Genomic DNA, 18454 nt, shown 5'->3' on the forward strand with positions numbered 1-18454 from the left:
CCCGATTGCCCCCTCTATCCCAGCCAGCCGCTCAAGAACGCGATCGCCTTTTGTCCTTCGGTCCAAATGCCCCAGCCGCCGGCAAGCAAGAGTCCCCCGACGGAGAGCCACAGCAAGAGATCCCACAGCCCCCCCGGCATGATACGGCGATCGCACCTTCGATAGCGGAAATACAAACCGGCAAACCCCAGCATCGGCAGCATCACCGATTGCGCCATGCCGCTGGCCAGGACCATGCCCACGGGGTTACGGACCAGCAGGTACATAGACAGCGAAACAAACGGAAAGACGCCGGAGAGAATCGAGACCCAACGCTGCTGGACGCGGGGCGTCCCGTCGCTCAGGCGGAAGATTCGCAGCGCGTCGCTCGCCATGCGTGCGTTACCGGCCGTGGCGATGAAGAACGTCGAGTACAAGACGGCGAACGCTCCCAGCAGAAAGATCCACGCCGCCCATTCTCCAAAGACGGGGCGATACATTTCGGCGAGCGTGGCGATCATCTGGTTGCCCGAGGGGTTCAAGTTCGCCCGGTGGAGCACGCCCGCCCCCAGCAGGTAGAACGCGACCGTCGCGAGCGTGTAGACCACCATCGAGCACCAGGCGTCCCAACGCATCACGCGCATCCAGCCGCGGGCGCGCACCGCCCAAGATTCGTCACTGGTGCGCGGACCGGTAAAGCGGGCGTAGCCTTTCTCGAGACACCAATAGGGATAGGCGATCAACTCGCTCGCCCCCACGCCGATGATGCCAAACGTGGCCAGGGCCGTGCCGACGGGTGACGTGCCCGGTCGATTCGGGGGGAGGCGAAAGCTGAAGCCGTTGCGCAGTTCGTCCCAGGTCAGGGCCCAATCCTGGTGATATTGCAAGGCGAGCAGGTTGAAGACGGTCATGCCGGTGAACATGGCCACGAGCGCCACCGACACGTTTTGAATCATATTGTAGCGCCCGATCACGAGCAGCACCGACGTGATCAACGTGACGAGCGAAGACCAATAGATATCGTCGCGCGTCTCGCCCGTCGGACGGGCTCCGGCAATCTTCCCGGCGGCGATCAGCAGGCGGACTTCGGTCTGTTCGTCGCGTTCGACCGGCGAGGTATCGGCAGCCTTACGGGCTTGTTCGAGAGCGGCCGGAAACTCGACGAGATCGTACTCGCGTTGCTGCTCGATCAAGCGGTTGAAGTCTCCCGTGATGGGAAACGTCATCGACAGCGATTGTCCCACGCCGCCGACGATGGCGCCGAGTTGCCCGAGCCCCAGGGCGAACATGAAGACCCAGTACCACATCAACCAACTGACGCGGAGATGGGGGCCGGGCAGATCGTTCATGCCCTCCATCGAGGTGCGACCTTGGCCGATCGAATAGCGGCCGAATTCGACCTGCACGAAGACCTTGATGACGCAGCCGATGACGATCAGCCAGAGCAGATAAGTGCCGGCTTCGGCGCCGGTTTTCGTGGTGCCGATCAACTCGCCCGAGCCGACAATCGAACCGGCGATAATGAGCCCGGGACCCAGCCGACGCAGAATGCCCCCCACGGTGTGGGGCGGATGCTGCACGAGCGAGATCGGATGCTCTTCGGTGTGAGGCGTCGTTGGCGCGGACATGGGCACGGGACACCGCGCGGCGACGGTGCTTCGCAGGTTGGCTGGCAAGGCCCAAGAGGAAAGAGCGGGATTGTCTCGCAGCCTCAAAGCGATTGCAACTGTTTGGCCGAGAATTGTTTCGTCGGCGTACGGCAGCTAGTTCGATCCCCAACGCAGGCGGACCGGCCGCTGTTGATGGTACCGCGCGATCTGTGCCGCCAACGCTTCGAGCTGGGGACGCTCTCCCGCGTCGCGGGCCAACTCGAAGGCGCGCAAGGCGGTTTGCTGGGCCGCCACGTAGTCCCCCGTTTCGGCCTGCGCCATCGCCAGCACGCTGAGAGTTTCGATGTCGTTTGCTCCCAGCACCACGAGGGCCTGCTGTGCCCAGCGTAGGGCCTCGGGCCCGTGGCGTATCGAGTCGTTGTTCGTGGTGGCGAGGATCTTCGCCAGGTCGCGGGCGGCCAGGCCAAAGTCGAGGTCGATGACGAGCGCTGCGCGCAACTGCGCCGTCGCCTCCGCGACATTGCCCGTCAGGGCGAGGCTGGCCGCATAATTGCGCCGGGCTGGGATATAGTTCGGCCGAAATTCGACCGCGCGGGCCAGATGAGTAGTCGCTTCCTCAAGCTGTCCAGCGTGCAGCAGTGCTGTGCCATAGTTCATTTCGGCGCAGTCATTCCGCGACGTGACCTCCAAGGCATGGCCGAACAGCGTGAGATCGTTCTGCCAGACTTTGACCTGGCGCCAGGTAAGCACGCCGCAAATCAATAAGATCATTCCGCCGGCCAGTGCCGTCTCGAAAGCGAATGAATGACGCGCACGAACGGGCTCGTCCGTTCCGGTCGTCCTGCTCGGGCGTTGCTCGAGCCTGTCCAGCAGCGCGGCCACACCCCACGACACCGCGATAAAGATTCCCACCAGTGGAATGTACGTGTACCGATCCGCACGACCTTGGCGTCCCACTTGTACGATGCCGATGACCGGCACCAGGGTCACCAGGTACCAGAACCATCCGACAAAAAGCCATGGGCAGCGTCGCCAAGAGACAACGGCGGCCACCGTCACGACGGCGAGCAAGGCGAACGCCCCCCAGACGTCGAGGGCCTGCCAGCCTTGTGCCGCAATCTCGTCGCGCAGGTGTGGGTAATAGACCGACAATCCCGTAGGCCAGAACGTCTGCCTCAGGTAAGCGACCGTGGATAGTGCGGCGTTCGCCAGCCGGATGGGTAGCGCCGTCGGCTCGAGCAAGCTCGTCGTGCCGCCATGTTGCTGCGCGTGGTAGGTGATGAAGGCCGAGGCCAGCGACAGCAGATAGAGCGGCCATTTTTCCAGGACGCAACGGCGCACGGCCGGCGCGGAAACACGCGTTACATCGCCGGCCTCGACCGTCATTCGACGCAACGGCCAGAAGTCGAGCAGGATCAGCACGACCGGCAGCATGACGATCATCGGTTTCGACAGCAGGCCCAGCGCGAAACACGCGGCGACCAATAGGTGTCGCGTCGGGCTCGGTTTTTCGACCCAATGTGCATAGGCGAGCAGCGTCAACCACCAGAACAGCCCGCACAGAACTTCCTTGCGTTCGGCGGCCCACGCGACCGCCTCGACGTGCAAGGGGTGCAAGGCGAAAAGGGCGGCGACGAAGGCGCTCGCCCAGCGATTCGCGCTCGTCGAAACCGAGGACTGGCCGGAAAGACGCAAGAGTGCCCAGAAGAGCAAAACCGTACTGAGCGCGTGCAGCAGCAGATTCGCGGCATGATGCCCGCGCGGGCTGCTCCCGGTGGGAGCGGCGCCGAACAATTGGCAATCGAGAATGTGCGAAAGCCAGGTGAGGGGATGCCAGTTGGCTTCGTAAGGGCGCCAATCGTCTCGGAAGCTGAGCTCGAACGACCAGCGAATCGCCTCGGTCGTGAAGCCCTGCTGCACGTGGGGGTTCTGCCAGATATAGACGCCGTCGTCGATGTTGACGAAGTCGTTGTGCCACAGCGGCGCGTAGGCCATCGCCGTTAGGACGATCAACCCGGCGCTGAGGAACAGGCACTGCTGCCGCGACGACATGCGAACGAAACCGAATGATTCTGCCGTGCTGGAGAGAAACGCTTACGGTTCGCGAGGCGCGAAGGAAAAGCGTACACGTCGCGTTCCAGCATACGCCGCCGCCCGCGTCATGCCCAGAAAAGGGACTACACTTGTTGATCGGCACGCTCGCCGGCTCGACGATCAGCGCCTCCGTCGGCCATGGCCTGCTGCACGCCGTCCTGCCAGGGACGGGAAGAGATCGCGAACGCTTCTTCGCCGATCGAGGGAGAGAATCGCGGCGCCTTTGGGTGGCGCGGCCGGATTAGCGGTGGAGCAGACGCGGCGGACGCCGGGCATATTCGGGCGTCTCGTAGGTGTAGGCCTCTTCCGCGGTCAAATGCAATTCGGCCGGCCGGCCCGACGAGTCGTACATCTCGGCGTCGAAGCTCGACATGCCGGCTGGCAGTTGTTCGTACTCTCCCTCGTATTCACCTTCGCCCAGATAGGTGCCATCGCCGTACATGTACGAACCGTCGAGAATCGATCCCGCGCGATAACGCGCATCGCACGGCACGTCGCAGCCCGGACCCGTGAAGGTCGGCGGGCAGTAATCGTAGGGGCTTGCACACTGCTTGCAACCGAGCGCCGTAGCCAGCGTGGCGACCGCACAAAGGCCCAGGAGTCGCATTTGCCAGAGAAGTTTGCGATCCATCGCAAGCAGCCCTCGAACTCGAATAGGGTGGCACTGCCGACAGGCCCAGCAGTGTGACGGGACGAGCACGCACTGTCGAATCGTCGTCGCGATGGTGTGCGCGGCGCGGAACCGATCTGTGTCGTGTCGTCGCTCAACGGTATATTCGGCCGGAAAGCTTGCCTGACCCGCACAATTCTACGGATTCCGCGGCCGTCTACTGTCATGCAGTCGGAATCAGTTCATCGGTCTGCCGTGTCTTCTGCGCCCCTTGCGCAGACTCTCGTCGTCGTGGCCTTATTGCTAGCAGGTAGCATGCTGGTGCGCCTGCCTGGCGTGGCGCGTCCGCTGTTGGGCAACTTTGCCTCGCGGATGACGATTCATGGCATGATCGCGCGGAACTGGGCCTTGGACGAGGCCTCGGTCTGGGAACCCACGGTCGACTGTCTCTGCGACGGCAAGCCGGGGCTGCACCTGGTCGAGGTACCGCTGTCCGCCTACTTGAGCGGCCTGGCGTGGCGGTGGGGGGGAGGTTCGCTCGACCTCTGGGGACGCCTCACGGCGATCGCCTTTTCGGGCGCGGCCGTGGTGTTGATCTATTTTCTCGCCCGTCGCTGGCACGGGCCGCGGGTCGCCCTCGTCGCGGCACTGGTCATGGGCTTCTCACCGGCGAGCATCGCCTATGGCCAGGGGTTTCTGCTCGAACCCTCGATCGTCTTTCTGACGCTGACGATCTTCCTCGCCTTCGACGTCTGGCTCGAGACTCGCCGCGGCTGGTTATGGCTCATTTGGGTCGTGGCTTTCGCGGCGCTCTTGTTGTCGAAAATCTACATGCTGGTCCTGTTGCTTCCGCTAGGAGGAGCCGTTTGGCGCGCCGCGACGCTCGAGCGACGTCAATCTTGCTGGTGGAGCGCCGCAGGTGGAGCGCTCTTGGCCACGCTGCCGGCGGTCGTATGGTGTACCTTTGTCTTCGCCACAACGCACCCCGATCATCCCCGCGCGGGCGAGATTCACTACTCGCTCGCCTATAGTGCGGGGGCGAATCGGTGGCCGCATCCGCTGTTGCTCGAGGGCACTTTCTACGGCAGGGCGATGTTGAACCTCGCCACGATGGTGCTGACGCCGATACCGCTCGTGCTGGCCCTCGCCGCCTGCTTTCGCGCGGATTGGAAGCGGCATCTTCCGTGGCTGTTGAGCATGGCGGCGCTCGTCGTGCTCTTGCCGCGCAAGTTTCACGAGTTGAACTATTACTATCTGGTCGTGTTGCCCCCACTGGCGCTGCTGGTGGGGTTGGGATATGCGTGGTGCCTCGAACGCTGGCAGCCTCGCCGCGTCTGGGTCGGACTGGCGATGCTCATCACGCTGGCCTGTGCGTTGCGTTATGCGGTGGGACCGGCCTTCGTGACTCCTGCCGAAGATCGCGGCGTGCTGGCCGCCGCGGCCGAAGTGCAGCGTCTCGCACCACGTGGCGAACCGATCGTGACGATGCACGGCTCGACGATCGATCTGCTCTACTATTGTGACCGGCGCGGCTGGGCAGTGCCACCCGAGCACGATTCTCTGACCGAGACGATCGACGATTATCGTCGGCAGGGAGCAAGATATCTGGCGCTGGCCGACGTCGACCGTGCCGAGCGAAACGCCGCCTGTCGCCAGTTGCTCGAGACGTTCGAGCTAGTGCGCTCGGGCGACGATTTCCGCATCTATCGGATCGACGCCGCGGTAGCCGGCCGACCCAGCGAGGGGACCGCAGCGGTGTCGTGCGACACGTCATCGGGCGTGGAGTTGGCGGAGCGTCGCGCGAGCAGCAGCAAACCGCAGACGCCCGGCACGAGATAGCGCAGCGCCGTCAGAAGTCCCACCGCTGCCAACGGCGCGGGGTCGGTGACGTCGCGAAACAGCGCGATCAAGGCGGCATCGCGCGTGCCCACTCCCCACATCGACAGGGGGACGACCCCGGCGAACAACGCGAGCGGAATCCTCGCCGCCGCCACTTCGCTCGAAACGAAGATGCCCGCCGACCGCAGAAAGAGCTCGATCTGCCAGAGGTGCAAGCACCACAGCGTAAGGCTGCTGGCGGCAATCGCTAACCAGGTACGACCGGTCGTCCGTCCGGGTGCGCTTTCGTCCCACGCCATTCCTGCGTTGGACGACGGCAGCAAGCAGGCCGCGGCGATCAAGACGACGACGATGCTCAGCAGCATCGGCCACGCGAATCCTGACAGACCCAGCGCCAGCACGGCGAGCAACGCGACAACATCAGCGGCTTTCTCGGTGACGACCAGTCGCGGGCCGACCCAGGCGGGGCGCGCCGCGTCGCTCGGCAGCATGGCGCTCTTCGAAAAATCTCCCAGCTTCGATGGCAGCGCCAGGTTGGCCGCCGCGGCCAGGAGCGTCTGACGAACTCCCTGGAGGACGGAAATCTTCGTCCAACGAACGACGACGCTTCGCCAGCGGATGGCCGAAACGACCGTTTGCGGCACGAAGAGCAACATCGCCGACAGCAGATAGCCGGGCGAGAGACGGGCCAGCGTGGCCACGACGCGCGGCCAATCGGCTGCCCAGTAGAGACTGGCCGCCAGCACCACGGTCAGCGCCAGCCGCACGGCACGCGACTTCAGGAGCGTTTTGCACTGGGCCCACATCAGAGGAACTCTCGCTGGATCGTGACGCGCCTTGTCCGGTTCAGTTCGTCGACGTAGGTCGATAAATCGATCCAGGGACACAAAACATCGTCGTGATAGATGTTCGTCGCGGCGACGTACGCCGATTGATGATCGCTGCCGATCGAGAGTCGCCGCACCGTAAGACGACGATCGACGATCTCGAGTGTGTCCGTCACGCGCAACGAAGGGCCGTCGTTCGATTCGACCGCCGCCAGCTCGATGCGCCGCGTGTGATGGACCGGACAGCGTTTCTTGCCCGTGATGAGTCGCCGCTGAAGCAGCCGCCGCACCAACTCGCGGCACCAGCGTCCGGCGAACGCCATGCCGACATGAAAGATTGCCTGTTTCGTGGGGGTGGCCGTTTCGTGTCGCGCCCAAGTGAGTGCCTGGCGGATGTCGAGCACCCCTTCGCCGCGCCAGGCAACGTCTCGCGCAAGATCGTGCTGTTGCGAAACCGCCACGCGGCCGTCGCTGAACTCGACGACCAGTCCGCTATCGACTACAGGCGTCGCCCCGCCTGCAAAGTGCTTGAAGCTGCCGCCGCGTGCCGCCGAGACGATCGTCGTGCGTTGCGCGCGGCGCGCGATGAGCATGCGGCAGCCTGGCAGATAGCGATCCGTGTCTTGTGAAGTGTCTTCGGGGCGCGCCGGTCGCGTTGACGACCAGTCTTCGTAGGCCTCGACGAGATTGGCCAGGCGATGGGCGATCAAGCGATCGTCGTCGAACGATGCCTCCCGATCTCGTGCCAGGCTGCCGAGGAACGCATCGGCCAGATCCGCCGCATCCGCCTGACCGCCGGAGAGCAATTCCATGCCGTGGGGATAGAAATGGTACGTGCCGCGAGAGCCGTATTCGCCGCCGTAGCCGCCATCGGGATGGAGAAACAGTCGCGCGAACTTCACCGCGCGACGCAGTGGTTCGTCGAGCCAGGGGGCGGGGGTCAAACGCTGGTACTTGGCCAGGCAGTCGATCGTGACGGTTTGGTAGCCGGGATCGGCGCCGCCGTATTCCTCGAACCAGCCTTCGTCCGTTTGCCACGCGAGCAAACGCCGCAGCCGCTCTTCGGCGGCGTCGTGCCATTCCTGGCAGTCCAGAACGCGCCCCGTCCGTGCGAGCGCCAGCGCTGCCAGGGCGTGGTGATTGCTCAAACGTCCCGATTCATCGTGCGCGGCGATCCATTGCGCGCGCCGCGCGAACGCTCGCCGCAACTCGGCGTCGTCGAGTTGCAGGACTTCGTACGCGCGCGTCGCCGCCTGCAGCGAGAAGACCGCCGCCCCCAGGGCCCGCTCGTAGGGATAATAGTCGTCGCACGAGCCGTCGGCATGACTGTACCGCGCCGAAAAGCGCAGGGCCGCGATGGCTAGCTCGCGCACGCGCGGAGCGCCGAACCAGCGGTTGTCGGGGAGTGGCGTCGTAAAGGCGAGCGCCAAGGCGAGCGCCCCCTCTTGATACATCTCCGAGGGAAACGCCGCCGTGCGATAGTGCCAGAACTGGCGATCGAGGCAACCGTACGTCGCGTGGTAAGGATTGCGATCGATCGCGCCGAGTAAACGTGGCAGACGTACGAGCGCCGCGCGCGCATACCAAAATCGCTGCGCGGGATCGCGCGCGACACGATCGTGGGCCGGCCGCGCGGCGGCGGTGAAGAGCGGAGAGGCTGCTGCCGAAGAAGGCGTCATCGATCGAGCAGCCCCTTTCGCGTCAGGTACGGGGACGATGCGCCGCCACCACCTCGGCCAGCAGACCCGCGACGAAGGTCATCAGGCCGCAGCCCAACAGCACGAGCGAAGCTTCGTCTGTGCGCGCGCCAGGCTGCCAGTCGAGCAACATCCGCGCGGCGCCGGTGGCCGCCATCAGGCCGGCCAAAGGCAGAAAGATCTTCATCGGTCGGAAATACAATGCCATGCGCAGCACGGTCAGCACGTAGCGGTACGTGTCGCGCAGCGGATGGAATTTGCTGCGCCCGATGCGGGGGCGGTATTCCGTGGGCACATACTTCACCGAGTACCCGTTGGTGAGGAACGTGAGCGTCATGGTCGTGACGCAACTGAATCCGTCGGGCACGATCCACAGCCAGGGGAGCATCGCCTCGCGCTTGAAGGCCTTGAGGCCCGTGTTCAGGTCGGGGATCTCGCGGCCCGTCAACCGGCAGGCCAGGCGACGAATAAGCCACTTCACCGGCCCGCGCAGCCACGGCCACGTGCCCGCTTCGCACGTGCGGGCGCCGTTCACCTGGTCGTATTCGGGAAAATGCTCGAGCAGCCGGTTGATGCTCGCCGCCGGATAGGTGCCGTCGGCGTCGAGCATGACGACGATCTCGCCCTGCGCGGCGCGAATCCCCTGCTTGCGCGCTCCTCCGGCGCCACGACGCTCGGTCGAACGCAACACGCGCACCGGACACATCCAGCAATCGACGGCAAACTGTTCGGCCAGCTCCGCGGTACGATCGGTCGAGGCATCGTCGACGACGAGGATCTCGTATTGAAAGTTGAGCTCGACGAGCGCCTCGGTAATCTCGCGCAAGACGCCGACGATGGCCCGTTCTTCATTGAACGCGGGCAATACTACGCTGACGCGGAAGCCGGCCTGCGGGGGCGCGACCGGCGCCTGTACGATCTCGGCTCGTAGACCTTCCATGGTCGACATCCGCGCTCGGGAGGGAACACACGGCAAGCGCGTGCCAGCCCGGGTGCTAGCACGTCGCGGCGGGTTTTATAACCGCCAAGGGAAGGCGCGACCAACCCCAGTTCCATACGGATTGCTGGCAGCGCGATGCTAGCGTCGCGTTAGCGCAGCAGGTAGAGCTGATAGCGCCGCCGGGCGCCGTCGGTGTCGAGAAAGCCATAGTTGGCTAGACGGGCCAGTGAACGTCCCGCCGGCTGCGAATCAGTCCCGGCGAGGAGTCGCGCCAGCGTCGGCTCGTAGTGAATTCCCGTGTTCGTTTCGTTGCTCGCCACGAGCACGTGCGTGAAGCCGCGCCGGCGCAACTCGTGCGCCAGGGCATCCGGATCCGTCCGCTCGGTCAGACTCCGATCGTAGGCGGTCTCGCGCCGGTAGATGCTTTCGCGCGTCACCGGGCAGTTGAAATAGAAACCGCGATAGTCCTGGCTCAAGACGTGGGCCCCGCGCGGCAACAGGTGGTTGACCACGAACGCGGCCTCATAAGTCGGTTCCATTCGTAGCAGGAAGGCTTCGCGCGACTCGAGCCCCACGGCCACGGCGAACTTGTCTCGGGCGCGATAGAGGGGCCAAACCGCGCCCAGCAGCAACATGAAAGTCAAGACGCCGCCGGCAACGGCTCGCGGCGGCTGCGGCAGTCGTGGCAGCTCCATCCACAACCACACGGCGGCGACCAGGAACAATGGCACCGCCGGGTAGAGAAAGCGCACGTTCTGTCGCAGCAGAAACCACAACAGGCCGTAGACGCCGGCGATCGCCAAGAGGGACGTCAGGCCACGCAACCGACGCACGAAGATCAGGCACGGCAGCATGGCCAGCAGCAGCGGACCTAGTTCATGACCACGACCGCCGAAGCGGTCGGGATGGAATGTCACCAGCAACGGCGCCGCGACGAAGGACCAGGGAGTTCGCGACAGCGGTGTCTTATCGGCTCCCGTCACATACTCCGCTCCGTCGAAGGTCATTACCGTTCCCAAAAAGGGATAAACCGGATTGCCCCGCAGCCAGTAAGCTCGGGCGTACCACGCGCCAGCCACGCAGATGGCGGCGGCGAGCGTGAGGCACGCGCCGCTGAGATACTCGCGTCGGCGATCGGTCTGCCGGTAGAGTCGATATCCCCACTCGGCAGCGACCGCCAGGGCGAAAAGCATCGCGACGTACTTGGTCGACATTGCTGCGCCGAACATCAGTCCAGCCAGGACATAGAGACGCGTTCGTTGCCGCGGGGAAAGGCCGTCGTCGCTCGGATCGCTGGCGGCACGCCAGGCGACGAGCGAAAGGGTCGTCAGCGCAGCCAGGGCAATATCGTTCAGCGGCGCCGTCATTTGATTGGTGACGCCTGGGATGAGCAGCGCCGCGGCGCCTGCCATCCATGCCCAGTCGTGCCCCAGAATGGGACGGGCCAGCAGGACCGTGGCCCCGGCAAAGAGCAGACCGAGCACCCAATGAAACAATTGGGCGGACACGCCCCCCTCGAGCGCGAGCCCCCAGGCGTACCACATCTCGACGAGGAGTGGATAGGTGGCGTTGTCGTTGTAAGGAACGTCGACGATGGCGTGCTCGGCCAGAAATTGCTTCGGCAGATCGAGGTGGTAGCACAGCGCATCGCCGGCCGTCGGGGGCGCGCAGGCCGAAATGAACGACGCTCCCACGGCGATCAAGGCAAGCAGGCCCACGCCGCACAAGCACCACGGCGCCGGCGGCGGACAAGGCGAAAGGTTCGATTCGGCAGATGCCTGTTCCTCGCGCGCCAGGTGGCGAGTGCGCCAGGTCGCCAGGAGGCCAAACGCCTCGCCGGTTCCCCAGCAGGCGGCGACGGCCGTGAGGATGGCAATCGCCGTGCGATAGAGCATGCCCGCCAATCCCAGTCCCGTGAGCAGCATGCCCCAGGCGAGCAATCCCAGGCCCATGCTCCAGACAAGCGTGGCAAAGATGTCGTCGCGTTCGATTCCTAGCCAGCGCGCCAAGGGCCGGCCGACGGCCAACGTGGCCGCGAAGAGGGCGATCCAGACGATCCAGGTGGCCAGAAGTTCGAGCATGACAGGTTCTGTCGGGTTGGAGACAGTGCGAACGGCGGACGGCTCAGAAGAGTCGAGGGCCGATGAGCGTTGCGACGTAGGTCAACGCGATCCCCGCCATCCAGGCGGCAATCGCCCAGGCCTTCCAGTGGGAGACGAGCCGTGGGGTGGCGGGCATCTCTTGCCCGCGCAAGAGCGCCGCGGCGATCGCGCGTCGTGCTTCGACAAACGAACGACGTTTGGGCGACTGGCGAGTTTCGGTGGGGCGCAAGGGGGCGATCATGCAATGCTCCTCCAGGAGTCGCGACGCGGCTGGCTGCGCTCGAGGCGATTGCGGAAGTCGGCAAAGGCGAGCATCGGCTCGTCGAGCATCTCGGCCACCGCTTGCAGCACGGCGTCCGGATCGAGTCCGCGCATGCAGGGATGATCGGCCAGGGGGCACGTCGTGGCATGGCACGGGGAGCAAGAAACCGGTTCGCGCAAGATCGCCACGCGGCCGCTGCGCGGCCGCCACTGCTCAACGTCGTTCGTGCCGCTGAAGAGAACCACCACCGGCGTGCGTTGCGCTGCCGCGAGATGGGCAGGTCCCGAGTCGGCCCCCACGACGATATCCGCCCGGCCGCATAGCGCGGCCAATTCCGCGAGGTCGAGTTGCCCCGTCCAGTCACGCACGTACTGGCTGCCAAAACCGCCGACAATCTCTTGCGCCGCGGCTTGATCCGCGGCGGAACCGACGAGAATCACTTCGCCCAGTTCGCGCGAAACGAGCGAACAGACCAGCGAACGCCAGCGATCGATCGGCCAGCGTTTGGCCTGCGTGCCGGCGCCGAGGTGCAGCACGATCAAGCGCCGCTTCGCATCGTAACCGGCGTTGCGCAAGCGCCAGTCGATTGCCGAGCCGATCGCCACGCTGGGAGACCAGGAAGGGAAAAAGTTCTCTCGATCGACCACGACGCCGAGCAACTCGAGCAACGCGGCGCGCGAATGCAACTCCGCGCGACCAGGCACGTACGGCGGGCTCGCCGTGAGCATGAATCCACCGCCACCGGCGTCCCAGCCCAGCCGCTGGCGTGCGCCCGTGAGCGCGATCAGCAGGGCCATCGGCAGTTCGCCACGCACGTCGATCGCCAGGTCGAACTTGCGACGCCGCAGCTTCCAACCCCACCACAGCGTCGAGACCATCCACAGACCGGCCAGCCGGCGATGAAAACGGTTCACCCCCGACACGTGTACCTGGGTTACCTCGGGCACGCCGCGAAAGACCTCGGCGCCGCGCGGTCCACAGAGAACTTCGATCGAAGCATGCGGAAACTGCCGACGCAGCGGGGCGAACATGGCCGTCGTGATGACCGCATCGCCCAAGTGGTCGAGTTGCACCAGCAGCATGGAGCGAACCTGCGCGGGATCGGGGGGGGACGATTCCGCCGTGCGAGATCCCAGCCGAGCGTTGCCCCCACCAAGCAAACGCATGACGATCAGTCCGAGCGTGTCGATGGCACGAAGCAGCACGTGCCAACGTCGGCGGACGTAGCGATACTCGAGGGTCTGCGGGTCAAACGAGCGTTCGGTACGCATCGCGCGTCGCGGCCGCGGCCGCCCTCCAGGTGTAGCGTTCGCGCACGAGTCGCGCCAGTTGTGGGTTGCGCGGCGAATCGAATGCCGCCAGCACGGCGTGGCGAATCGACTGACGATTGGCCGGCGAAGCGTAGGTGGCCAACTCGCCGAAGTATTCACGTGTCGGACCGCGGTCGGTCAGCGCCAAAGGCACGCCCGACATGCCGGCTTCGAGCGCGACCAGGCCCGGCGTTTCGAACCAACTGGTCAGTGCGAGACAACGACACGCGGCATAAGCGCCGGCAAGCCGGGGATCGTCGTGGGCGAGTCGCGGCACGAACTGCACCAGGTTGCCCGCCGCGCGGCGACAGGCCTCGAAATAGCGCTCGTGTCCTGGCACGGGATCTCCCAGCACGACGATCGGCACCGCCGCGCCGCGCATCGCACGCAAGAAACCGAGTTGGTTTTTGCGGGGCTCGATACGTCCGGCATAGAGCACGAAGTCGCGCACCTGAGCCAGCTCGTGGAACGTGGCGGCATCGGCCGCGGCAAACCGGGGAGAGGCCCCGTTCGGCACGATCCGGATACGTTCCTCGGGGACGTCGTATTGCTCGGCAAGCTGCGCGGCTTCGGCTTGCGAGTTCGGCAGCAGCAGGTCGACCGCCTCGTAGAGATCGCGCCGCCAGTGAGACAGCCATGGTAAGGCACGTCGTCCGGCGACCTTGGCACAGTTCCAGGTGCGACGCGCGAGCGACTCGCCCGAGTGCCAGCGGCTGGCCACATCGAACCAGGCGATGGTCGACAAGACGGTCGTCACGCCGCGGCGTTGGGCCTGTTCGACCGTGACGAGATGTTCCGGCAGACTGCCGAACAGGTGTAGCACGTCTCCCGCCGCGAGCTCGTCTTCCCAGGGGCGCCACAGCCGGGCCGCTACCCCGAGTTCTTGCAGCGCCTGCGCGGTGGCCGCCATTTGCGTTTCGCCCCCGCCGGGAGCAAGCATCGCGGCGGCCCCGCCCGCTAGAAAGACTCGCTGTGATCGCTTTACGAGGCCCACCTCGCCGGACATGCCCGCGCGCAAAAGTTGCGTCATCTCGCCTGCCCGGCGCCGACGACGTTGGCTGACGTCGAGCCCGCGTGGGCCGCGTCTCAGTTTGACGTTCATCTTCCCTGCTTCCTTCACGCCGTGCCGACGTGTTAATCGCGGATTTGTCGCAGCCAGCGCTTCACGCGCCGCCGCAAGGTGTCGCCCCGCAGTTCCTCGACGGGGGTGACTCGTTCCCAATCGAGCAGTTCGATCAAGCGGCGCTTCAGTCCATGCGGCCGGTCGACGCGCATCACCGTGGCGCGGGGACTGCGGCGCCGACCCTCGAACGCGAGCGCGTGCGGCGAAAAATCGGTTTGCAACCCCTCGAGCGAAAAACGCGCCACGTGCGATCCGCGGCAGAACTCGGCCGCCACCCGGTGCGTGCGGGGCAATTCTTCGAATACCACGCGCAGCCGATCGTCCTGCTCGACGACCGAGTAACGCAGCGCGTGCCGCGTGCGCCACCACTCGGCAAACTGGCGGTACGAGACGTGCCACACGGCGCCGAGCGTGGCGACGCTATCGAAGGCCGCTTTGAGCACCTCGGGATAACGCCCCAAGCGGCCCGTCGGATGACCGTACAGAAAAATCGGTTCGCCGCTGTCATGCTTCAACCGAGCGATGCGCCGAAAATGCTCGGCGGTGGCCGCGACCCCCCGTTCGCGCACCGCGCGATCCCCCGGCGAGCGACGCTCGGCCGCTTCGACAAACAAGCCAAGACAGATCGGGTGAATGGGGATCTCGAGCACCCGGCTTCCCGACGGCCAGAAGGGGAGATCATCGTAAGCGAGCGCGAAATCCGAACTGTGTGTCACGCCGAGCGATTCGAGCACGGCCAGCAGGCCTCGATTGAAGCGGCCGTGCGGGGCGGCGAAGCCACAAGGGTGAATGCCGTGCCGCTCGAGCGCCTCGATGCCGCGAGCGATGTTCGTGCGGTTCTCTTCGGCATCGCGGAACGTGTGATGCCGGTAGCCATGCGAACCGACGTCCATGCCGCGCAGTCGTGCCAGTGCCTGGGGTTGCTCGACAAAATCGGCAGCGCAGACGAAATGCGTGGTGGCAGCCTCGTGCCCGCGTATCGCGTCGAGGGTGGCGTCGTAATCGTCGGCCACGTAATCGTCGTGATCGAGGCGGAAGTTGAAGGCCGTACGATAGGGGAAGGGGTAGGGGCTCGTGCGGAGCCAGACGCCACCTTCCGCCTGGAGACGCGCGGCCAGGGCCGCCATGAGTCGGCGACGGACGGTCCCCTTGTCGACGCGCGACACCTCTTCGCTCAGATCGAACCCTTCGACCCACCAGCCGGCACGCGCCGCTCGCTCATCGGCCAGCGCAACGAAGGGATCCTCGGCTTGCGTCGCGCGGAACTCGTTTATATCGAGAGCGATCTGCCCGGGCAGCAATGAATTGAGCCGTCCCTGCTTCGAGTCCCAGAGCACGAAACGTCCGCCGCGTGGCGCGCTGGCGCGCTCGACGGTAGCCACCCCTTCTTGCGCGAGCGCGATTCGCAACGACTCGGGCGTGCGGTCGAGGACCAACGGCAGCAATGGCAAGGTGTTCGGCATCAGGCCCTCGCACTTAATAGGGCCGATGGAGTAGCAGTCTTGTCGACGCGCACCGTTGCGCTCGATGCGGCATCCGGCGGAGGCGTCGCACAGGGGGACAAATGCCATAGACGACGGTGCCGCGCCGCCAGCACATAAGCCGACAAGCCACTCAGCGCGCAGAAGGCCCAACCTTCGGGGCCATCGAGCCAGCCATGCTTCCACACCAGGCGTCGAAACAGTTCGACGAGCGGCGCCGAGTAGAGCTCGTGGCGGCGCGGCCTGCGGGCGTGCTCGACGCGGGCCGCGGCTTCGAGCGCCGTGTAGCGATTCATCTTCGCCAGGAACGATGGCAGATCGGGCAGCGTATCGTGTTCGAGTCCCGCGCGGAGTCTCCCGACGCGCCCGCTGACGCGAAGAACTTCGTGAACGTCTCCCTGCCAGATGGCGGCGTCGCGACGGAACAACCGGATGGGCAGGTCATTCTGTGTCCCGCTATAGCGGAAACGGCGACCAAAGATCGTGCTGCGGATCGGTACGCGGAACGCGCTGGCCCGTTGCTCGGCAAGGACTTGTCGGGTCTCGCGCAGCATGGCAGGCGTTGGTCGCTCGTCGGCATCGAGCGACAGGCACCAGTCGCTTTGTACCTGCGCCAGCGCGAAATTGCGCTGGGCCGCGAAATTGTCGAAAGGTCGTTCGAAAAGACGCACCTTGCTCGACCGGGCGATATCGGTAGATCGATCGCTCGACCCGCCGTCCACGACGACCACCTCGTCGAAGGCGTGCCAGTAGCGCGCGGCAAGCTCGCGCAGGTTCGCCTCTTCGTCGCGCACGATCATCACGGCGGCGAGTGTTGCCCTAGCCACGGACATCCTCCCGCGACCCGAGGAGTCGCCTGGCGACCAGGGCATACCGCGCGATCCAGCGCAAGTTGTAATAGACGGCCACCACCAACAATTCGGTCGAAAGCCAACCAGTGGCAAGCGCCGCGATCAGGAGATGAACGCGCACGTCGGCGTTCGCCGGCGCGTGGTAGAGCGTCTTCAACAGCGAGCGTGCGTGGTTTGCCGGCGGAGAAGGATGCTCTTCCGTTGCCGCTGGCGGCTCCACGCTCAGTCCATACATGAAGAGGTACTTTCCGCTCAGGAAGGCCCCCAGTAGCGCAAAGCCATGCGTCGTGCCGAGCTGCTGCGTCACGACGAACGCCATCGCCACGTGCCAGGCGACGTCGAGTAGTTCGTCGACATTGGCATCGAGCCACGCTCCGAAGGCGCTCGCCGTGCGTTGTCGACGAGCGAGTTGGCCGTCCGTGCGATCGCAGAGCCAGGCGGCCAGCACGAGCGCCGCGGCGACGATCGTCGGTGTTCGTTCCGTCGCCACTAGCAGCGCGGCGGTCAGACCAAGACAAAGCCCCAGGCAAGTCACGTGCCAGGGACGAACGCGCGTCACGGCGAGCGCCTCGGCCAGCGCCCCAGCCAGCGGACGCAGGTACCAGCGCGCCAGTGGGTAATTCGCGGCGCGGGCATCGGGGAGAGCTTCTTGCGCGACGACGTTCATGCGGTGGCCCTTTCCAAAGGGACAGGAACCAGCGCAGGGGGGCGACGTTCGACCGCCACCCGATCGATCGATCGGGGGTGGTATCGACGAAAGAATGCTCGCTCGCGGGCAAGATCGACGTGCGGCAGAGAATCTTCAGCGAAACGCGAGCTCCAGATTTCACGAGCTTCGCGCCAAGCTCGCCACGTGGCGAAGCGAAGCTCGCGCGGCGCGCGGGGAGCACGCCAGGCATCGCGCAAGAGCCGCGCGGCAAGTCCCACGACCTGTCGCGCTCGGTGTTCGGGGGCCCGCAGGTTCTTCCATTGGAACAGTAGCGTGTTGCGCAGCGCGAGCCGATCGCATCCTTGCGAGCCATAAACCGACGAGAACGTGGCGGCCCCCAGGTGATACATCACGGAATCGGGCACGTAACGAGCCTCGTACCCGGCCTGGAATCCGCGGTAGGCAAAATCGAGATCCTCGAGTCGCCCGGGCAGATAGAGGGGATCGAAGCCGCCCAGCTCGAGGAACTTTTGTCGATCGACCGCCAGCGCCGCGCCGGCCGAGGCCGTGACACCGGGGCGTCGATAGGTGCGTTCGTGCCCTTCATAAAGGGACGTGGCCTCGACGAGACCGAATCGCCATCGCACGGCCGTTTTTTGACCGTCGTATGTTTTTCCATCGAAACGCCAACAGAGTGGCGCCGTCATGAAACAAGTGTCTCGACGGCGTCCCCTGCGCAGCAGCGGCGCCACGAGCGGATCGAGGGCATCTTCGCGCAGACGCAGGTCGTTGTTGAGCAGGAGGACGATGTCGCTGTTGGACTCGGCGACGACGGGATTAAAGGAGACGAGCCCCAGGTTCGGCTGACACGAAACGGTCACCGTCGGAAACGACTGTTGCAGCAAAGCGAGCGAGTCGTCGCTCGAGCTGTTGTCGATCACCGTGACGTCGCAGGCATGGCGCGAAGTGCGCGCAGCCCTCACCACCGAAGGAAGACACTCGGCCAACAGGTCGCGGCCGTTGTAGTTCAGTACGAGCAAATGAACGCGCATCGTGCGCCTATGACGATGGTTGCGTGAC

14 protein-coding genes are annotated in these 18454 nt (G+C 65.2%); 1 reads left to right on the top strand and 13 read right to left on the bottom strand.

Features of this window, described 5'->3' with window-relative positions; all coding sequences use genetic code 11:
- Positions 1 to 14 precede the first annotated feature (14 nt).
- The 3 genes from KF708_04500 to KF708_04510 form a co-directional block, all read right to left on the bottom strand.
- Positions 15 to 1607 carry an Nramp family divalent metal transporter gene (locus KF708_04500; protein MBX3411956.1) on the bottom strand — a complete coding sequence of 531 codons (1593 nt, stop codon included), beginning with the start codon at positions 1605 to 1607 and terminating at the stop codon, positions 15 to 17.
- A 135-nt stretch (positions 1608 to 1742) separates the two neighbouring features.
- On the bottom strand, positions 1743 to 3641 hold the full coding sequence (locus KF708_04505; GenBank protein MBX3411957.1) for a glycosyltransferase family 39 protein: 1899 nt from the start codon (positions 3639 to 3641) through the stop codon (positions 1743 to 1745).
- 283 nt (positions 3642 to 3924) lie between these two features.
- Positions 3925 to 4314 (bottom strand): hypothetical protein, encoded by a 390-nt coding sequence (locus KF708_04510; GenBank protein MBX3411958.1) that lies wholly within the window; start codon positions 4312 to 4314, stop codon positions 3925 to 3927.
- 294 nt (positions 4315 to 4608) lie between these two features.
- On the opposite strand from KF708_04510, the gene KF708_04515 reads away from it, so the two are divergent.
- A complete protein-coding gene (locus KF708_04515) occupies positions 4609 to 6132 on the top strand; it encodes a glycosyltransferase family 39 protein (protein ID MBX3411959.1) in 1524 nt (507 codons plus the stop codon).
- 805 nt (positions 6133 to 6937) lie between these two features.
- On the opposite strand, the gene KF708_04520 is transcribed toward KF708_04515, so the two are convergent.
- The 10 genes from KF708_04520 to KF708_04565 form a co-directional block, all read right to left on the bottom strand.
- A complete protein-coding gene (locus KF708_04520; protein ID MBX3411960.1) occupies positions 6938 to 8638 on the bottom strand; it encodes a hypothetical protein in 1701 nt (566 codons plus the stop codon).
- 22 nt (positions 8639 to 8660) lie between these two features.
- On the bottom strand, positions 8661 to 9596 hold the full coding sequence (locus KF708_04525) for a glycosyltransferase family 2 protein (GenBank protein ID MBX3411961.1): 936 nt from the start codon (positions 9594 to 9596) through the stop codon (positions 8661 to 8663).
- A gap of 149 nt (positions 9597 to 9745) precedes the next feature.
- Positions 9746 to 11677, bottom strand: a complete 1932-nt coding sequence (locus KF708_04530) for a glycosyltransferase family 39 protein (protein ID MBX3411962.1) — start codon at positions 11675 to 11677, stop codon at positions 9746 to 9748.
- Positions 11678 to 11720: 43 nt separating this feature from the next.
- Positions 11721 to 11939: a hypothetical protein gene (locus KF708_04535; GenBank protein MBX3411963.1), complete on the bottom strand. Its 219-nt coding sequence runs from the start codon at positions 11937 to 11939 to the stop codon at positions 11721 to 11723.
- A complete protein-coding gene (locus KF708_04540) occupies positions 11936 to 13231 on the bottom strand; it encodes a glycosyltransferase family 9 protein (protein ID MBX3411964.1) in 1296 nt (431 codons plus the stop codon). The genes KF708_04535 and KF708_04540 overlap by 4 nt, the downstream gene beginning before the upstream one ends.
- On the bottom strand, positions 13209 to 14372 hold the full coding sequence (locus KF708_04545; protein MBX3411965.1) for a glycosyltransferase: 1164 nt from the start codon (positions 14370 to 14372) through the stop codon (positions 13209 to 13211). Before KF708_04545 ends, KF708_04540 begins: the two co-directional genes overlap by 23 nt.
- Before the next feature lie 32 nt (positions 14373 to 14404).
- Positions 14405 to 15856 (bottom strand): polysaccharide deacetylase family protein, encoded by a 1452-nt coding sequence (locus tag KF708_04550; protein ID MBX3411966.1) that lies wholly within the window; start codon positions 15854 to 15856, stop codon positions 14405 to 14407.
- Positions 15856 to 16701, bottom strand: a complete 846-nt coding sequence (locus tag KF708_04555) for a glycosyltransferase family 2 protein (protein ID MBX3411967.1) — start codon at positions 16699 to 16701, stop codon at positions 15856 to 15858. Before KF708_04555 ends, KF708_04550 begins: the two co-directional genes overlap by 1 nt.
- Complete coding sequence (locus KF708_04560) at positions 16694 to 17392, bottom strand: CDP-alcohol phosphatidyltransferase family protein (GenBank protein ID MBX3411968.1); 699 nt, start codon at positions 17390 to 17392, stop codon at positions 16694 to 16696. The genes KF708_04555 and KF708_04560 overlap by 8 nt, the downstream gene beginning before the upstream one ends.
- Complete coding sequence (locus KF708_04565; protein ID MBX3411969.1) at positions 17389 to 18426, bottom strand: glycosyltransferase; 1038 nt, start codon at positions 18424 to 18426, stop codon at positions 17389 to 17391. Before KF708_04565 ends, KF708_04560 begins: the two co-directional genes overlap by 4 nt.
- Between the last annotated feature and the right edge of the window lie 28 nt (positions 18427 to 18454).

This window comes from Pirellulales bacterium (assembly GCA_019636335.1).
GTDB lineage: Bacteria > Planctomycetota > Planctomycetia > Pirellulales > JAEUIK01 > JAHBXR01.